15 protein-coding genes are annotated in these 17,750 nt (G+C 69.8%); 6 read left to right on the top strand and 9 right to left on the bottom strand.

Annotation, left to right across the window (positions count from 1 at the left end; all coding sequences use genetic code 11):
* Positions 1-122 precede the first annotated feature (122 nt).
* Together tatA and HV824_RS15600 are read right to left on the bottom strand one after the other, a co-directional pair.
* The gene (gene tatA, locus HV824_RS15605; protein WP_176419013.1) at positions 123-404 is read right to left on the bottom strand and encodes a twin-arginine translocase TatA/TatE family subunit; all 282 of its coding nucleotides are present in this window, start codon (positions 402-404) and stop codon (positions 123-125) included.
* 42 nt (positions 405-446) lie between these two features.
* Positions 447-1,472, bottom strand: coding sequence for a HAMP domain-containing sensor histidine kinase (locus HV824_RS15600; protein WP_176419014.1), 1,026 nt, complete (start codon positions 1,470-1,472; stop codon positions 447-449).
* 183 nt (positions 1,473-1,655) lie between these two features.
* On the opposite strand from HV824_RS15600, the gene HV824_RS15595 reads away from it, so the two are divergent.
* The 3 genes from HV824_RS15595 to HV824_RS15585 all read left to right on the top strand — a co-directional run bounded on the left by HV824_RS15595 (position 1,656) and on the right by HV824_RS15585 (position 3,733).
* On the top strand, positions 1,656-2,033 hold the full coding sequence (locus HV824_RS15595) for a two-component system response regulator (protein WP_176419015.1): 378 nt from the start codon (positions 1,656-1,658) through the stop codon (positions 2,031-2,033).
* A 98-nt stretch (positions 2,034-2,131) separates the two neighbouring features.
* Complete coding sequence (locus HV824_RS15590; protein ID WP_176419016.1) at positions 2,132-2,455, top strand: SCP2 sterol-binding domain-containing protein; 324 nt, start codon at positions 2,132-2,134, stop codon at positions 2,453-2,455.
* Between the two features lie 105 nt (positions 2,456-2,560).
* Positions 2,561-3,733, top strand: coding sequence for a CaiB/BaiF CoA-transferase family protein (locus HV824_RS15585; RefSeq protein WP_176419017.1), 1,173 nt, complete (start codon positions 2,561-2,563; stop codon positions 3,731-3,733).
* Here HV824_RS15585 and HV824_RS15580 read toward each other — a convergent pair.
* The 4 genes from HV824_RS15580 to HV824_RS15565 all read right to left on the bottom strand — a co-directional run bounded on the left by HV824_RS15580 (position 3,699) and on the right by HV824_RS15565 (position 9,820).
* Positions 3,699-4,856: a hypothetical protein gene (locus HV824_RS15580; protein WP_176423626.1), complete on the bottom strand. Its 1,158-nt coding sequence runs from the start codon at positions 4,854-4,856 to the stop codon at positions 3,699-3,701. The two genes, HV824_RS15585 and HV824_RS15580, sit on opposite strands and share 35 nt — an antisense overlap.
* Positions 4,857-4,962: 106 nt before the next feature.
* A complete protein-coding gene (locus HV824_RS15575) occupies positions 4,963-5,562 on the bottom strand; it encodes a MarR family winged helix-turn-helix transcriptional regulator (protein WP_176419019.1) in 600 nt (199 codons plus the stop codon).
* A complete protein-coding gene (locus HV824_RS15570) occupies positions 5,562-8,702 on the bottom strand; it encodes an efflux RND transporter permease subunit (protein ID WP_176419020.1) in 3,141 nt (1,046 codons plus the stop codon). The genes HV824_RS15575 and HV824_RS15570 overlap by 1 nt, the downstream gene beginning before the upstream one ends.
* A 35-nt stretch (positions 8,703-8,737) precedes the next feature.
* The gene (locus tag HV824_RS15565; RefSeq protein WP_176419028.1) at positions 8,738-9,820 is read right to left on the bottom strand and encodes an efflux RND transporter periplasmic adaptor subunit; all 1,083 of its coding nucleotides are present in this window, start codon (positions 9,818-9,820) and stop codon (positions 8,738-8,740) included.
* A 331-nt stretch (positions 9,821-10,151) separates the two neighbouring features.
* Between HV824_RS15565 and HV824_RS15560 the strand changes: the two genes are divergently transcribed.
* On the top strand, positions 10,152-11,291 hold the full coding sequence (locus HV824_RS15560; protein WP_176423625.1) for an acyl-CoA dehydrogenase family protein: 1,140 nt from the start codon (positions 10,152-10,154) through the stop codon (positions 11,289-11,291).
* An 8-nt stretch (positions 11,292-11,299) separates the two neighbouring features.
* Here the strand turns inward: HV824_RS15560 and dctA are convergent, their stop codons facing one another.
* From dctA to HV824_RS15545, 3 genes are all read right to left on the bottom strand, one after another.
* Entirely contained in the window at positions 11,300-12,589 is a 1,290-nt protein-coding gene (dctA, locus tag HV824_RS15555) for a C4-dicarboxylate transporter DctA (protein ID WP_176419022.1), read from the bottom strand.
* 70 nt (positions 12,590-12,659) lie between these two features.
* Positions 12,660-12,947, bottom strand: coding sequence for a hypothetical protein (locus tag HV824_RS15550; RefSeq protein ID WP_176423624.1), 288 nt, complete (start codon positions 12,945-12,947; stop codon positions 12,660-12,662).
* A gap of 60 nt (positions 12,948-13,007) precedes the next feature.
* Entirely contained in the window at positions 13,008-13,430 is a 423-nt protein-coding gene (locus HV824_RS15545; RefSeq protein ID WP_176423623.1) for a hypothetical protein, read from the bottom strand.
* Between the two features lie 75 nt (positions 13,431-13,505).
* Between HV824_RS15545 and HV824_RS15540 the strand changes: the two genes are divergently transcribed.
* Together HV824_RS15540 and HV824_RS15535 are read left to right on the top strand one after the other, a co-directional pair.
* Entirely contained in the window at positions 13,506-14,147 is a 642-nt protein-coding gene (locus HV824_RS15540; protein ID WP_176419025.1) for an RlmE family RNA methyltransferase, read from the top strand.
* A gap of 48 nt (positions 14,148-14,195) precedes the next feature.
* A partial coding sequence (locus tag HV824_RS15535) for an MG2 domain-containing protein (protein ID WP_255208069.1) occupies positions 14,196-17,750 on the top strand: 3,555 nt, incomplete at its 3' end.

Below are 17,750 nucleotides of genomic sequence, written 5' to 3'. Positions count from 1 at the left end.
CACGCCACACACGGCCAAAAGCGAACGCCCGGCCCACCCCTTGTTCCAGGGGCGGCTCGGGCGTTGCGCGTTTCAGGGCACGGCTCACGTCCTGCCGGGAGCCACGGCCGCCCGGCGGAGGCTCAGACGTGACTGCTGGGCGTCTGGCTCTTGGCGACGTCGTTCTGTACGCCGGAGGCGCTGGAGAGCGAACCCGAGGCCTTCTTGTCCCCGGGGGCCGCCGCCGCATCCTCGCCCTCACCGCCGAAGCCGCGCTTGAAGTTGCGGATCGCACTTCCCAGCGAAGAGCCCAGCTGTGGCAGGCGCGACGCTCCGAACAGGAGCAGCAGCACCCCCATGATCAGCAGGATTTCCATTCCCTTCAAACCCATCATTCGGCTCCTTCGCGAAGACGCCAGGAGCATACCGATGGCCGCCGCCGACCGCTAGCAAGACCGGCGGACGATTCAAGCCTGCATGGTTGCTGGAGAACCGAGCGCCGCGATGGGGGCCTGGGCCAGGGTGAGGAAGAGGGTGCTGCCGCCTCGGTCCGACTCGACGCCCACGCTGCCTCCATGCGCCTCCACCTCCTGCCGGGCCAGGTAGACGCGCAAGGGGTCCTCCAGCCGCTTCTCCCGGAAGGCGCGCTCCTCGCGCTGGAAGACGGCGGCGGCGTCCTCATCCGTCAAGGGCGCCCCGTCCCGGCGGACCTCCACGCGCACCCTGGGCGCGAAGTCGCGGAGGCCCAGGCGGATGACCTCACCCGGCTGGGCGCGGGCCAGCTGGTACTGGATGAAGGACTCCACGGCGTGCTGGATGCGGGCCCCGTCCACGATGACCTCGGGCACCGCCTCCGCCGGCTTCAGGTCCAACACGAGCGCCACCTGGGCCGCCGTGGCCGCGGCGCGCTGCCGCTCCACCGCCGCGTCCAGCAGGGGCAGCAGGGACTGGCGCTCCTGCTCACAGGGCAGGGAGCCCAGGTCCGCCCGGCTGGCGTCGAAGAAGTCCTGTGAGAAGGCCAGCGAGCGGTCCGCGTTGCGGAGGATGGTCTCCAGGCCCCGCTGCACCTTGGCCTCCAGGGGCACGCGGCCGTTGAGCAGCAGGGCCGCGTACGAGCGCACGTTGGCCAGCGAGCCGCGCAAGTCGTGCGACGCCATGGACAGGTAGCGCACCCGCCTGCGCACCCCAGCCTCGTCCCACGCCAGGGGCGAGGTCCACAGCAGCACCGCGCCGTCCTCCAGCGTCTCCTCGCCCGCCATCAGCACCTGGCCGGCCCGCTCCCAGAGGCTCCCGCTGCCGGAGCGCCGCTGGAAGCCCGCCACCGCCATGAGCTCCGGCAGGGAGCCCACGCGGCTGGGGAGCGCCTCCAGCCCCAGCTGCTCCAACAGGGAGCGGCCGAGCAGGCGCGGGCTGCCTCCTCGAGGCAGCAGCAGCAGCCCTGGTGCCGCCATGTCGCCTGCCTTCAGCTCCCCCACGCTCGCCACGTTCCACACCCCCAGTCCATCAGGTCACGGAAAGGGTGGGCAGCGACTGTCGGTTTTGCAACGTGGGACCATGTCTGGCGGCGTGGGCGCATTTTCTTGCGCGGCCGTGTGGGAGGATGGTTGAAGAATCCCAGCGACGCACCTCGGGAGACGGCTCTGACCTTGCACAATGCGCAGCATGCGAGGGCCCCGGTGGTCCTGGTCGTTGATGACGACCCGGACATCCTGGAAGCCCTTTCAGAGATTCTGGAAGCCGAAGGCTTCGAAATCCGCCGGGCGCGGAACGGGAAGGAGGCGTTGGACCGGCTCGAACCCGAACCGCCCAACCTCATCCTGTTGGACCTGATGATGCCGGTGATGGACGGTTGGGAGTTCGCCCAGCGGATGCGGCAGAAGCCACCCGAGGTGGCGCGCATCCCCCTCATCGTCCTGAGCGCGGACCGCAACGTGGGCAGCAAGGCCTCCGACATCGGCGCGGTGGGCCATCTGGCGAAGCCGTTCGAACTCAACGACTTGTTGGACATGGTTCGCCGCTCGCTGAATCCCACCGCCGCGTCCACCAGCGCGTGACAGATGCCGCATCCGTGTCTTGACCTGCCAGGGGGGGCGCCATTACGGTCCCCCCTGTCTTTGATTTTCAAATCAACGATCAGGCCAAGGAGTGTGTCGTGAGCGCGAAGGACATCATCGAGAACCAGATTCCGGAGACCCTCAAGGCGAAGCCGGAGCTGGCGAAGGAACTCAACGCCGTCATCGTCTTTGACGTGTCGGGTGAGGGCGGCGGGAAGTGGACGCTGGACGCCACCAAGTCCGAGGGCTGGGTGACGGAAGGTGCGGCCGACAACGCGAAGATGACCATCTCCGTGAGCAACGACGACTTCGTGAAGATTCGCGAGAAGAAGCTCAACGCGCAGATGGCGGCCATGCAGGGCAAGCTGAAGTTCAAGCCCATGGACATGGGCCTCGCGATGAAGCTCGCGAAGCTGCTCTGAGCAGACTCCGCCCGCTGACTTCCGTCGCACGCGGCGCGTCTCCTTCACAGGGGCGCGCCGCGGCCGTTTCCACACCCCTGACGCGCAGCTTCCGAGGAATGTCCCATGTCATCGCTCCCGCTCACTGGCCTGCGCGTGCTGGACCTGTCGCGTCTGCTGCCCGGCCCCTACGCCACCCTGGTGCTGGCCGACCTGGGGGCCACCGTGGACAAGGTGGAGGAGCCGGGGGGCGGGGACCCTGTCCGCCAGATGCCGCCCCTGCGGGACGACGTCAGCGGCCTGTTCTACGGCCTCAACCGGAACAAGCGCTCCCTGACGCTGAACCTGAAGCAGCCCGAGGGCCGCGAGGCGCTGAAGCGGCTGGCGCGCCACTACGACGTGCTGGTGGAGAGCTTCCGGCCCGGTGTCATGGACAAGCTGGGCGTGGGCGAGTCCGTGCTGCGCGCGGAGAACCCCCGGCTCATCTACTGCGCCATCTCCGGCTACGGGCAGACGGGGCCGGACCGGCTGAAGGCGGGGCACGACTTGAACTACGCGGCCCGCGCCGGCCTGCTGGGCTACGGCGGTGAGTCCGGCGGCGCGCCCGCCTTTCCCGGCGTGCAGATGGGCGACATTGGCGGCGGCAGCCTCTTCGCGCTGGTGGGCATCCTGGCGGCGCTGCACGAGCGCGAGCGCACGGGGCAGGGGCGCTTCGTGGACGTGTCCATGACGGACGGCGCGCTGGCCTTCCTGCACATGCACCTGGCGTCGCGCCTCTACATGGGGACGGAGGGTGCCGCCCTTCAGCGGGGCACGGAGGCGCTCAACGGGGGCTACGCGTGCTACGGCCTGTACCGCACGTCGGATGACCGGTGGCTCGCGGTGGGCGCGCTGGAGCCCAAGTTCTTCGCGGGCGTGTGTGAGCGGCTGGGGTGTCCGGAGCTGCTGGAGGACGCCTACGCCCCGGGCGAGCCCGGCGCGCGCGTGAAGGCGGAGCTGACGCGCCTGTTCGCCGAGCACCCGCTGGCGTACTGGCAGGAGCGCTTCGCGGGCTCCGACCTCTGCATCGAGCCGGTGGCGGAGGGGGACGACGTGCTGAAGGACGCGCAGCTCCAGTCGCGAGGCCTCTTCGTGGAGGCGGAGGACGCGGTGCTGGGCCGCGAGGTGACGCACCTGCTGACGCCGCTGCGCATGGGCGAGACGCCGCTGCGCGCGCCGCCCGCGTTGGGGCAGCACTCGCGGGAGATTCTGGAGGAGGCGGGCTTCACCGCGCAGGAACTCGCGCGGCTGGGGCACTGACGGCGGGCGTGCGCCACAGGGCCTCGCCGTGCGCGGCGTGGCAGGTGTCGCCCAGCAAATCCAGCGCGAGCTGCGGCTGCCGCTCGGCCAGCGCCTGCCACCCGTCGAAGGCGCCACCGGCGTCCAGCCGGCGCACGGTGTGCTCCAGCGCCGTGCGCGCCCGCTCCACCGTCTGCTGCTGGGCCTTCGTGGGGCGCCACCCGGTGTCGTCGCGGTAGCGTCCGAGCGTCTCCAGCAGGTGGCCCTGGAACTTCAACATCTGCACCAGCAAGGGCAGCCGGTGCGCGAACGGCGCGTTGACCAGGGCCGCCTCGTACTGCCTTCCTTCGGAGTCCAGCCGGTACAGCAGCACGTCCACCTGCGCGTCCAGCCGCTTGCGCCACGCCTTGCGCACGGAGGCGTGCCGGGCCCAGCCCGCCACGGCCTGGAAGTAGTGAAGCCCGCCGCACGGGTGGGCGTAGATGCCCTGCTTGCGCTTGGGAACCTGCGGTTTCCCCTCGCGCATCGCCACGGCCAGCTCGGCCTGGGCGGCCTCCAGCCTGGCGAGCGCGTCCCGCATCACCGCGTCGATGTGGACCGTCATGCCCTCGCTGTTGCGGAACGTGGCGCCGGGCTCCAGCGCCAGGGACAGGGCGTCCAGCGCCCAGGCGCCCTCGGGACTGGCCCCGAGCGATGGGCGGAAGTCGAGCTGCAGCTGCTTCACCAGCGCCTGCACCATGACGGGGCCCCAGGACGCGTTGAAGCGGTGGCGCACCGGGTAGCCCGCGTGCAGCAGGCCCTTGAGCTGCAGGGCCGGGTGAGGCTCCACCGGCGTGCCGTTGGCGGTTCGGGTGTCGAAGTAGAGCCGCTGCGCGGCGGCGGGGGAGGTGGACGGGGGCGGTGTCCGGCGCAGGTAGCGCGCGATGAGGGCGTCCGCCGCGGGCTGGCCGTCGCGGGTGCGGAAGTCCCGGCCGTCCAGCGCCAGGCCATGGGCCAGCGCCCAGGGATTGTCGGGCGTGGACGCCCACTGCCTGCACCGGGAGGCCAGCAGCGAGGCCACGTCGGGTGGGGAGGCCGCGCGGGCGGGGGCGGCTGCGCCCAGGCCCACGGCGAGGCTCACGAGGAGGATGGCGGTCATCGTCATGCGGTGTGCATCCGGGGAAGCGCATGCGCACGGTCGCGCCAGCGACACCCTCGGCGTCTTGCGCGCGCCGGCCCGAACCATGGGCCGGCGCGCGAGAGGAAAACGCTCAGCTCGTCTGGGAGTCGCGGTTGGCCGATTCCGCCTCGGCCGTCAGCCGCGCCAGCATCCGCTCCAGGATGCCGAACACGGCGTCGCGGTCATCGGAGCTCATCAGGCTCAGCACGCGCCGCAGGCTCGCGTCCAGGCCCCGGTCGATGCGGGCAAAGACGCTGCTGCCCTGCTCGGTGAGGCGCACGACGACAGCGCGCCGGTCCTCCACGTCGCGGGTCCGCTCCACCAGCCCCATGCTCTCCAGGCGGTCCACCACGCCGGTGATGGTCTTCCGGGTGATGCCCACCCGCAGGGCCAGGACGCCCACCTGCACCGGGCCGTCGTTCCCCAGCCACGACAACGCATGCATCTGCGTGGGCGTGAGCTGGAGGTCCTCGCAGATGCCCGCCAGCGGGTTCTTCAGGGAGCGGTAGCGGCTGAACTCAATCAGCAGCTCGTGGAGGCGCCGCGACTCGGGCGTGGAGGCTCCGACGTCTTCCTCCAGCAGACCGTGGCTCTCCTCGGAGCCACCGTCCTCGGGAAGGTCCTGGCCCTCCGCGCCCGGGTCGCCTCGCCGATTCGCGAGCGCGGCCGGCCTGTCATCCGGCCGCCGCATCAGGCGGTCTCCACCCGGGCCGCGGCGGCCACGGAAGGCGCTTCAGCGCCGTGCTTCGGACCCACCGCGTGCGGCGTGCCGGAGGTCGCGTCCGGACCCTTGCGCCGCTTGAACTTCTCGGTGAGCTGATCCATCAGCGAATACACCACCGGCACCACGCCCAGGGTGAGGAACGTGGACGTCACCAGCCCGCCGATGATGGTGATGGCCATGGGCGCGCGCGTCTCCGCGCCGTCACCCTTGGCGATCGCCACCGGAATCATGCCGGCGATCATCGCGATGGTCGTCATCAGGATGGGACGCAGCCGCACGGGCGCCGCCTGGAGCAGGGCCTCCGTCGCCGTCTTGCCTTCCTCACGCAGCTGCAGCGTGAAGTCCACCAGGAGGATGCCGTTCTTCACCACCAGTCCCATGAGCATGATGATGCCGATGAGGGCGAACATCGACATGGCCTGACCGGTGACGAGCAGCCCGCCAATGGCGCCGATGAGGGCGAAGGGCAGCGACATCATGATGGTGAAGGGGTGGATGAAGCTCTCGAACTGCGCCGCCAGAATCATGTAGATGAGGATGATGCCCAGCAGCAGGGCGGAGCCGAAGGCCGCCACGGCCTTGCCCATCTCCTTCGCGTTACCCTCGAAGTCGTAGATGACCGTCTTGGGCAGCTCCTTCTCCGCGTACGCGTTGAGGAAGTTGATGCCGTCGCTCAGCGCGTAGCCCGAGGCCAGGTTCGCCAGCAGGGTGATTTGCCGCTTCTGCGACTCGCGGTCGATCTGCACAGGGCCGTCCGCCGGGGTGATGGTCGCGATGTTGCGCAGCTCCACCAGCTGGCCCGTGGTGCTGCGCACGGTCAGCTTGCCCAGCGCGTCGGCGGAGGCCAGCGTCCGCGACGGCAGGGCCACCTTGATTTCGTACGTCTCGCCACCCTCGCGGTAGTCGCCGAACTTGTCGCGCCCCAGGAAGGCGCGCAGCGTGGCACCCAGCGAGGCCGCCGGAACGCCCAGGCTGGCCGCGCGCTCGCGGTCCACCTTCACGTCGTACTGCGGCTTGCCAGAGCGGAACGTCATGTCCACGTCCACCAGGCCCGGGTTCTGGCGCATGGCGGCCTGCACCTTGTCGGCGGACTTCACCACCTCGTCCCAGTCGTCACCGCGGATGTTGAACTGGATCTGCTGGGTGCGGGCGCCGCCTCCGCCCACGGCCGAGATGTCCTGCACCGTGACGCTGACGCCGCTGCGAGGCTTGACGGCGCCGCGCAGGTACGTCTTCAGCTCGCCCTGGTTGAAGGCGCGGTCCTTCAGCGGCACCAGGTTGATGAGCAGCTCACCCTTGTGCACCTCCTCCTGCACGCCGCCACCGGCGGTGGCGAAGGTGGAGTCGATGCCGGGCAGGGCGCGGACCTGCGCGTCCAGCGCGTCGAGCTCCGCCTGCGTCTCCTGCAGCGTGGAGCCGATGGGCAGCTCCACCGCCAGCTTGATGTTGCCGTTGTCCTGCTCCGGGATGAACGTGAACTTCAGGAAGCCGGCCATGAAGAGGGTGAGGAAGAGCACCGCCACGGCGACCACCAGGGTGATGGCCCGGTGCCGCAGGATGCTGGCCAGGATGTTCCGGTAGCCCGTCTCCGTGGCGACCAGCACCTTCTCCACCGCCGCGGAGATGCCCGTGGGGCTGCCATGGTGGCTCAGCATGCGCGACGACAGCATGGGCGTGAGCGTCATGGACACGGCGTAGGAGATGAGCACCGCCACGGCCACCGTGACGCCGAACTGGTAGAAGAACATGCCCATCGTCCCGTCCATGAAGGCCACGGGGATGAACACGGCGACGATGGCGAGCGTCACGGCGAACACCGCGAGCGCGATCTGCCCGGTGCCCACGAGCGCCGCCTCCATGGGCGTCTTTCCCTCTTCCAGGTGACGGACGATGTTCTCGATGACCACGATGGCGTCGTCGATGAGCAGGCCGATGGACAGCGTCAGCGCCAGCATCGTGACGATGTTGAACGTGAAGCCCAGGGCCGCCATGACGGCGAAGGTGCCGACGACGGACACCGGCAGCGCGATGGCGGCCACCAGCGTGGAGTTCAGGTTGCGCAGGAACACCAGCACGATGAGCACCGCCAGGAAGCCACCGAGCACCAGGTCGAACTGCACCGCGGCGATGGACGAGCGGATGAACCGCGAGTTGTCCGTCACCATCTCCGTGCGCACGCCCTCGGGCAGCAGGCTGTTGACCTCGCCCAGGGACTCCTTGATGGACTCGGCCACCTGCACCGTGTTGGAGCCGGACTGCTTGCGCACCACCAGCGCCACGGCGTTGCGGTCACCGCTCTTGGCGCTGGAGCGCGCCTCTTCCGGACCGTCCACCACGTCGGCCACGTCACGCACGCGCACCGGCGCGCCGTTGGGACTGGCGATGATGATGTTGCGCAGCTCGTCCACGCTCTTGGCCTCGGACGTCAGGCGCACCACGCGCTCACGGCCGCTGTCCATGGTGCGGCCACCCGGGACGTCCAGGTTCTGCGCCCGCACGGCCTGGCTCACGTCGCTGACGGCCAGCCCGAAGCCCCTCAGCCGCTCCGGATCCACGACGACCTGGATTTCGCGCTCGCGGCCACCGACCACGTCGATGCTGCCCACGCCCGGCTGACGCTGCAGGGCCGGCTTCACCACGTCCTCGGCGACGCGCGTCATCTCTTCGATGGGGAGCGCGCCGGACAGCGACAGCGTCATGATGGGCGCCGCGCCGATGTCGAACTTCTCCACCACCGGCGTCTCGATCTCCGCCGGCAGCTTGCTCAGCGTGGCCTGGACGCGGTCACGCACGTCCTGGGACGCCACGTCCACCTTGGTGTCCAGGGTGAAGCGGACGACGATCTGGGACACGCTCTCCAGGTTGATGGAGCGCAGCTGCTCCACGCCGTTGAGGGTGTTGAGCGCCTCCTCCAGCGGGTCACTGACGTTCTTCTCCATCGACTCCGGGTCCGCGCCGGGCAGCACCGTGGTGACGGTGACGACGGGGAACTCGACGTCGGGGAACTGGTCCACGCCGATGCGTGGGTAGGCATTGACGCCAAAAACGACCACCGCGAGCATCAGCATCGCGGTGAACACAGGGCGGGTAATGAATGTCTTGAGCATTCAGGGGCTCCGAAGTTGAAATGGGCGGGCAGGCGTCACTGCACTACGCGGACGGCCGTGCCCTCCTTCACGTCCAGGGAGGAGTCGGCGAGCACGCGCTCGTCGACCGCCAGGCCCTGGAGGATGCGGACGTAACCAGGCAGCACTCGCTCGACGCGCACATCCCGCTTGCGCACCGTGCCGTCCTGCACCACCCACACGAAGCCCTCCTGCCCCCGGGCGCTGACGGCCTGGGTGGGGAGGAAGAGGCCCTTGTCGTCGGCCTCGCCCGCGCTCGAGAAGTCCAGCTCCACCAGGGCGCCGGGACGCAGCGCCGTGGAAGGCTCGCCGACCACGTCCGCCAGCACCTCCACCGTGCGGTTGGAGGCGTCCACCACCGCGCCCACGACGGACACCTGCACGTCGAAGCGCGCGCCGCTGGGGCTCAACGTGCCCTGCGTCTTGCTGCCCACGCGGACCTTGTCCACCACGGACTCGGGGACCTGCGCGCGCACCTCCAGCCCCGTCGTGTCGACGATGCTGAACACGGGCGTGGAGGGCGTCATCGCCACCGAGTCACCGATGTTCTTCGTGCGGGCCGTGATGACGCCGTCGAAGGGGGCGGTGATGGAGTGGTCGCGCAGCATCTCCTCCGCCAGCCGCAGCCCGGCGGCGGCCTGGGCGGCCTGGGCGGCGGCCTGCTTCTGGCCAATCACGGCCTGATCCAACCCCGCGGCGGCCACCCCGCCGGACTCCGCCACCCTCCGGGTGCGCTCCAGGGAGGACGTGGCCAGCTCCAGCGCCGCGTCCGCCGCCTGCTTCACGGCGCGCGCCTGCTCCACGCTGATGGCGACGTTGGAGGCGTCCAGCACCGCCAGCACCTGGCCCTTCTTCACCTTGTCGCCCACCCGCACGTTCATCTTCGCGATGGTGCCGGTCGCCTGGGGCCCCAGGACCGCCTCGTTCTTCGAGCGGATCTGCCCCGTCACGCGGGTGACGTCGGCGCTCAGCTCCGTGGCCGGAGTGATGGCGCGCACACCCAACGCCGCGGGACCCGTCTGCTCGGGGAGGGCCGGCTTGTTGCTGGCCTTGCCACAGCCCGTCGTCACCACCGCTGCCACTGCCGCGGCCATCCACATGCGTCGAATCACGGTCGTCCTGCTCCTGCCGGTCGCGGGGCGCTTGTCCCCTGGGAGACACTTCCGGGCCGGCTTCTACATGGAAAGTCTGCGGCCCGGAAACTACAGCCTCTGAACTGTCTGTCAAGAGGATACTCCGGAGTACGGACTATCTTCTCCCCGGCACGTCTAACGGCCGTCCGCCGAGCGGGCAGGAGAAAATGACACGACGCGGTGCGTTCGTCCCCTGGCCTCGGGGAGGGGCGCGGTGTGCCTGGGCGGCGGTGCTTGTGGCACCTGGGGGCCCCTGTTATTGATTCCAGAATCAATCCTTTTGCATCAAGGACTCCCCATGCCCCACCCGTTCACCGAGGAACACGAGGCCTTCCGCAACACGGTGCGCAGCTTCGTGGAGAAGGAGATGACGCCGCACGGCCTGGAGTGGGACCGGGCGGGCATCTTCCCCAAGGAGCTGTTCCGCAAGGCGGGGGAGCTGGGCTTCCTGGGCATCAGCCACGACCCGAAGTACGGCGGCAGCGGGCTGGACTACTGGTACGTGACGGTGTTCGCGGAGGAGCTGAGCCGCAGCCTCAACGCGGGCGTGAACATGGCGCTGCTGGTGCAGAGCCAGATGGCCACGCCCATCATCAACGAGATTGGAACGGACGAGCAGAAGCGCGAGTTCCTGGAGCCGGCGCTCAAGGGCGAGAAGATCGCCGCGCTGGGCGTGAGCGAGCCGAGCTGCGGCTCGGACGTGGCCAGCATCAGGACGACGGCGCGCCGGGACGGGGATGACTACGTCATCAACGGCTCGAAGATGTGGATCACCAACGGCACGCGGGCGGACTTCATCACCCTGGCGGTGCGCACGGGCGAGGCCGGCTACGGCGGCATCTCCCTGGTGACGTTCCCCACGGACGTGAAGGGCTTCGGCGTCTCCAAGAAGCTGGACAAGGTGGGCAACCTGTCCTCGGACACCGCCGTCCTCTACTTCGAGGACTGCCGGATCCCTGCCCGCTACGTGCTGGGCGAGGAGAACGAGGGCTTCTACCACATCATGACCAACTTCCAGGGTGAGCGCCTGGTGGGCGCCATCACCACGGTGGCGGGCATGGAGCGGATGATGGAGGACTCCATCCAGTACGGCAACGAGCGCGAGGCCTTCGGCCGGCCGCTGATGAAGTTCCAGGTGTGGCGCCACAAGTTCGTGGAGCACCTGACGGCCATCGAAGCGGCCAAGCGGTTGACGTACCACGCGGTGGACCTCTTCGACCGGAAGGAGAACCCGGTGAAGGAGGTCTCCATGGCGAAGCTGTTCGCGGGCGACCTGGCCCAGCGCGTGGCCTACGACTGCCAGCAGTTCTACGGCGGCATGGGCTACGTGGAGGAGACGTCCATCGCCCGCATGTGGCGCGACGTGCGCCTCATCACCATCGGCGGTGGCACCTCCGAGGTGATGAAGGAGATCATCTCCAAGCTCTACGGCTTCTGAGCGCGCGCTCAGGCGCCGTGGCCCAGGCTCAGCCCTTCCAGGGGCTTGGGCCCGCTGTCGAGCGCGGCGTGCATGACGGTGTCGTCACGCACGCCCTCCCACCTGGCCACCACCAGCGTCGCCACCGTGTTGCCGATGACGTTGGTGATGGCCCGGGCCTCGGACATGAAGCGGTCCACGCCCAGCAGCAGCGCCACGCCTTCCACGGGCACCTTGCCGTTGAGCGCCGCCAGCGTGGCCATCAGCGTGATGAAGCCCGAACCCGTCACGCCCGCGGCGCCCTTCGACGTGAGCAGCAGCACGCCCAGCAGGGTGAGCTCCTCGCCCAGCGTGAGGTCCACGTTCACCGCCTGGGCGATGAAGATGGCCGCCATCGTCAGGTAGATGCACGTCCCATCCAGGTTGAACGAGTACCCGGTGGGCAGCACCAGCCCCACGGCGCCCCGGTCGCAGCCCAGCGTCTCCAACCGCTTGAGCAGCCGGGGCAGCGCGGACTCCGATGACGACGTCCCCAGCACCAGCAAGAGCTCGCTGCGCATGTAGCGCAGCAGCTTCCACAGCGAGAAGCCGGACAGCCGCGCCACCAGCCCCAGCACCACGAAGACGAAGAGGGCGCAGGTGACGTAGACGGCGATGAGCAGCCGGCCCAATGAGCTGAGCGCTTCGACGCCGAACTTGCCCACGGTGAAGGCCATGGCGCCGAAGGCGCCCAGCGGCGCCAGCTTCATGATCATCCCGACGATGCCGAAGAAGACCTGCGCCAGGTCATCCGACAAGTCGAGCACGCGCTGGCCCATGGGCCCCAGGCGGGTGAGCGCCACGCCCGTCAGCACGGCGATGAGCAGCACCTGGAGCAGCTTCCCCTCGGTGAAGGCCGACAGGAAGTCATGCGGGATGATGTCCAGGAGGAAGGGGATGGTGCCCTGCTGCGACGCGGACGCGCGGTACTGGGTGATGCCAGAGGTGTCGATCTGCGCCGGGTCGATGTTCATCCCCACGCCGGGCTTCAGGGTGTTCACCACCACCAGGCCCACGACGAGCGCCAGCGTCGTGAGGACCTCGAAGTAGATGAGCGCCTTGAGGCCGATGCGGCCCACGTGCTTGAGGTCGCCCATCTTCGCGATGCCCGCGACGATGGTGAGGAAGATGACCGGTGCGATGATCATCTTCACCAGCTTGATGAAGCCGTCGCCCAGCGGCTTCATGGACTCGCCCAGGTCCGGCCGCAGCCAGCCGAGGAGGACGCCCACGGTGATGGCCAGCAGCACCTGGACGTACAGATTCTTCAACCACCGCATCCGCACCCCGCTCTCAGGAGGCCGCGGACTATAGCGCCCCGCCTCGGGGCTTCGTTGGCGGCGGGCCGCGTCACTTCTTGCGGAACAGCGCCTCCGCGGCGCTCAGCAGGGCGTCCCGGCTCTCCTTTTCATGGAGGCCGCCCTCGCCAATCTGGAACAGCTCACAGAAGTTGGCGCAGTCCTTGTCCTTGGGCACCTCGGCGAAGGGCTCCTTGCACTCCTTCGCCACGCCCAGGTCGAAGTGACGGCAGTTGCGGCAGGAGCGGATGTCCTCGCCGCAGTGGGGGCACTCATCACGCCGGCCCACCTGGTTCGCGATGATGTCCAGCCGGTGTCCACAGTGCGCGCAGCCGGGCATGGCCTCCTCCATGAAACGGGGACGCCATTGTGCCAGCGGGCCACGCCCCGCGGCGAGCGCTCAGCGCTGCGGGCTGGGCATCAACGCCTGGACGGGCTCCGGGGAGGCGGGCTCCCGTGCGGCGGCTTCGTGCGCTCCGCTGCCCGTGGCATCGAGCAGCTGGTCGTTCAGCCGCTTGAGGAGGAACAGGAGGTACGCGCAGACGGTGGCCAGCGAAGCGACCAGCACGCCCAGCAGCATCCCGCGCTGCCACACGTGCGCCTTCTCCAGGATGGCCCGGCGCTCCGCGAACGTCTTCAGTTGGGCATCCGCCGCGGCGCCGTCGAACCGGGCCGCGTAGTCCTCCGCCTGGGCGGTGCCGCGCTCCATCAGCCACTGGCCCTGCACCTGGAGGGCGTCCGCGCGGGTATAGCAGTAGGCGGCGCCCCCAGCCGACAGCAGGGAGATGCACAGCGCCGTCATCACGCTCCGGGTCGTGCCCATCCAACGTCCTCCGGACTGGCCGTTGCACGGGTAGTGACACCCGCGACTGCTCCAGCTTCCCGAAGACAGTAGCGGATGCTAGGGAGCCCCCCTGACATGGGCAAGCCCTACCGTCCTAAAGACCACTATTTCCAGAAGGCCAAGCAAGAAGGCCTGCGGGCACGTTCGGCCTTCAAGGTCGATGAACTCATCAAGCGCTTCCCCATGGTGAAGAAAGGGCACGTCGTGCTCGACCTGGGGGCGGCGCCCGGAGGTTTCCTTCAGATATTGGCGGACGCCGTGGGGCCGAAGGGCCGCGTCATCGGCGTGGACATCGTCGCCATCCGTCCCTTCAGCCAGCCCTTCGTGCAGACGGCGGTGCTGGACGTGCTCGCGGACGACTTCGACGCGAAGTTGACCGAACTCCATGCCGGCCCCTTCGACGCCGTCATCTCCGACATGGCCCCCAAGACGAGTGGCATCAAGGCCACCGACGAGGCGCGCAGCCTGCGGCTGGCGGGCAAGGCGCTGGAGCTGGCCGCGGCGCGGGGCCGGCCCGGCTCGTCCTTCGTGGCCAAGGTCTTCATGGGCCGGGACTTCGAGGACTTCCGCGACCAGATCCGCGCCCTCTTCGAAGAGGTGAAGGTGGTCCGGCCGGAGGCGACGCGCGGCGCCAGCATGGAGGTCTACCTGGTGGGGCTTCGCCGCCGTGCGCCAGAGGCCCCGGAGGCGAACTGACGTTCATTGTGGAACGTTCGGGTGTCCAGCTGTGTCTAGAGTGCCGACATGCACCGGACCCCCTGGACCCGCGCACCCTTCGTTCGCTTCTGGTTGTTCGCCCTGCTGCTGCTGACCTCGCCCGCGCTGGGGCAGGGCAAGGCGCCGCCTTCGTGGAAGGCCATCGACGCGATGGTCGAAGCGCAGAAGCTGGAGGCCGCCGCGCAGGCCGCCGAGGCCCGCCTGGCGCAGGCGAAGGCCAAGGGCGACGAGGCCGAGTGGACGCGCGCGCTGGTGCGCACGGTGCAACTTCGCACGGGCCTGCATGGCTACGAGACGGCGGTGCGCTTCCTGCGCGAGCAGCCCTGGCCCAAGGGCACGCTGCCTCGCGCCACGCTGAACCTCTTCTACGCGAACGCGCTCGTCACCTACGCGCAGGCCTACGGCTGGGAGGTGCGCCAGCGCGAGTCCGTGGCCTCCTCCGGGCCGGTGGACCTCAAGGCGTGGACCTACGCGGAGATTCTCGCCGAGGCCCAGCGGGCCCACGAGGAGGTGTGGAAGCAGCGGCAGCAGCTCGGCGGTGAGCCCCTCAAGGCGCTGGCCGAATACGTGAAGCCCAACACCTACCCGGCGGGGCTGCGCTCCACGCTGCGGGATGCCGTGTCGTACCTGCGCGTGTCCCTGCTGGCGGACAGCTCGCACTGGCCGCCCGAGCAGGCCAATGAGGTGTACCGCCTGGACCTGGGCACGCTCCTGGAGGGGACGCCCAAGGTGACGCTGACGGACCCCGGCGTGCATCCGCTGATGAAGGTGGCGGCGGTGCTCGGGGACCTGGAGGCGTGGCATCAGGGCGCGGGGCGGCGCGAGTCGGCGCTGGAGGCCCGCCTGCAGCGCTACGCGGTGCTGCACCAGCACTTCACGGACGCGGCGGACCGGACCCGCATCCGGCGGCACCTGGCCGCCTTGCTGCCCGCGTTCCGCGACGTGCCCTGGTCGACCATGGGGCAGGCCCAGCTCGCGGAGCTGGAGCGAGCGGCGGACCACGCCGTGCGTGCCCATGCGCTGGCGAAGGCGTGCGCGGCCACGCACCCCAAGTCCCTGGGAGCCGGGCGCTGCCGCGTGCTCATGGCCGCCCTTGAGGCGCCCGAGTTCAGCATGGGGGCCCTGGCGTCGGACGGGCCGCGCCGCCGCTCCGTCGAGGTCACCCACCGCAACGTGTCCATGCTGCACTTTCGCGCGTACTCCATTGACCTGGAGAAGCGGCTGACCCAGGTGAATGACTACAACCTCATGCCGGAGGGCGCGCCGCTGAAGGCCCTGGTGAAGGGCCAGCGTCCGGTGGCCACCTGGAGTGTTCCGCTGCCGAAGACGGAGGACTTCCGGGAGCACCGCACCTTCGTCACGCCGCCGCTCACGGACCGGGGGACGTACGTCATCATGGCCTCCGCCCACGAGGACTTCCGCGCGACGAACAACCGCATCATCGCGGTGTACCTGACGGTGACGCCTTGGGTGATGGTCGCGCGGCCCTCGAAGGGGAGCCTGCTGGAGGTGCGGCTGGTGGACGGGGACACCGGCGAGCCCGTCCCGAAGGTTCCGTTGCGCCTCATCCGCGTCGACTACGGGAAGGGCTTCAAGGAGGCGGCGCGCATCCTCTCGGACGCGGACGGCGCGGCCACCTTCGACTCGGTTCCGGGCGAGGGCTACCGCAACTTCGTCCTGGTGGCCGGCGCCGGGCGGGACGCGCTGCTGCACCCAGGCCAGGTGCCGTTCTACGTGCGCTATCCGCGCGCGGACACCGATTCGGCGCTCGTCTTCACCGACCGCGCGGTGTACCGGCCCCAGCAGAAGGTGCTGTGGAAGGCGGTGGCCTTCCACGGACAGGGTGAGCAGGCGCGCTACAAGACGCTGGCGGGCCGCACGCTCCAGGTGACGCTGGTCGACCCGAACCACCAGGTGGTGGAGTCCCGGGAGGTCCGCACCAACGACTTCGGCTCCGCCGCGGGCGAGTTCACGATTCCCACCGGAGGGATGCTGGGGGCGTGGGCCGTGCGCGTGAACGCGGGCGGCCGCGCGGGGATTCGCGTGGAGGAGTACAAGCGGCCCACCTTCGAGGTGACGCTGAAGGACGCGAAGGCGCAGCTGCGCCTCAACCGGCCCGCGACGTTCCAGGGCGAGGCCCGCTACTACTTCGGCATTCCGGTGACGTCCGGCGCCGTGCGGTGGCGTGCGTACCGCGAGCCGGTGCTGCCCTGGTGGTGGTGGGGCCCGCGGTCCGGGGCCTCGCAGCGGCAGGTGGTGGCGACAGGCACGTCGCCGCTGGGCGCGGACGGGGGCTTCACCATCGGCTTCACGCCGGAGGCGGACGAGCGGTCCTCGGCCACGCCGGGGCTGACGTGGAGCTACCGCATCGAAGCAGACGCGACGGACGAGGGTGGCGAGACGCGCTCGGCCAGCCGGGCCTTCCGGCTGGGCTTCGTCGCCGTGGAGGCGCGCGTGGACCTGGACAGGGGGTTCCTCCGCGAGGGCGTCGCGGCCGAGGTCCGGCTGACGCGCTCCACGCTGGACGGCGCGCCACAGCCGGGCGCGGGCACGTGGCGGCTGGTGGCGCTGAAGCAGCCCGCGCAGCCCCTGCTGCCCGCCGATGAGCCCTACAGCCTGTCGGAGTACAAGGACCCCGAGGCGGTGTTCACGCCCACGCCTGGAGACGCGCTGCGTCCCCGGTGGTTCGGGTCGTATGCGCCGGAGTCCACCCTCCGCGCCTGGGCGGACGGGGCCGAGCAGGCGACGGGCTCGGTGCGGCACGACACCGAGGGCCTGGCCGTGCTGAAGCTGCCGTCGCTCAAGGCGGGCGCGTACCGGCTGCACTACGAGACGACGGACGCGTTCGGTCAGACGTACACCGTGGGGCGCGAGCTGCTGGTGGCCGGGAAGACGACGCCCCTCGCGGTGCCCGCGATGCTGGTGGCCGAGCGGGAGACGGCGCGGGTGGGCGAGGTGGTGCGGCTGATGGCCGTCTCGGGCTTCAAGGGACAGCCGCTGCTGCTCGACATCTACCAGGGAGAGCGGCGCATCTCCCGGCGCACGCTCACCGCGGGCCAGTCCTCCGGGGTGGTGGAGGTGCCGGTGACGGCGGAGCTGCGCGGCGGCTTCACCGTCGCGCTGTCCACGGTGCGTGACTACCAGTTCCTGCTCTTCTCGAAGTCCATCTTCGTGCCCTGGGACGACAAGGAGCTGCAGCTGGAGTTCGCCACCTTCCGCGACACGCTGCGGCCGGGCGCGAAGGAGACGTGGCGCGTGACGGTGCGCGGGCCGAAGGGCGCGAAGGTGGAGGCGGGCACGGCGGAGCTGCTCGCGTACATGTATGACCAGTCGCTGGATTTGTTCGCGAAGCAGACGCCGCCCAGCGTGGCGTCGCTGTATCCCCAGCGGCACGCCTACGTGGACCTGCGGCCGTCGGTGCGCCTGAGTGACACCCGGTGGGTGGTGAACACGCGGTATGGCGAGGTGCCGAGCTGGTCACCGCCCGAGCCTGACGCCTTGCGCTTCGAGGAGGCCTTTGGCGTCGGCGGCCCGGGCGGGCGGAGGCTACGGCAGATGGTGCGCGGTGGGATGGGGGGCATG

The organism is Myxococcus sp. AM009, from assembly GCF_013372605.1.
GTDB classification, from domain to species: domain Bacteria; phylum Myxococcota; class Myxococcia; order Myxococcales; family Myxococcaceae; genus Myxococcus; species Myxococcus vastator.
Note: the sequence above shows the minus strand (reverse complement) of the source record. Positions and strands in the feature narration are given on the sequence as shown.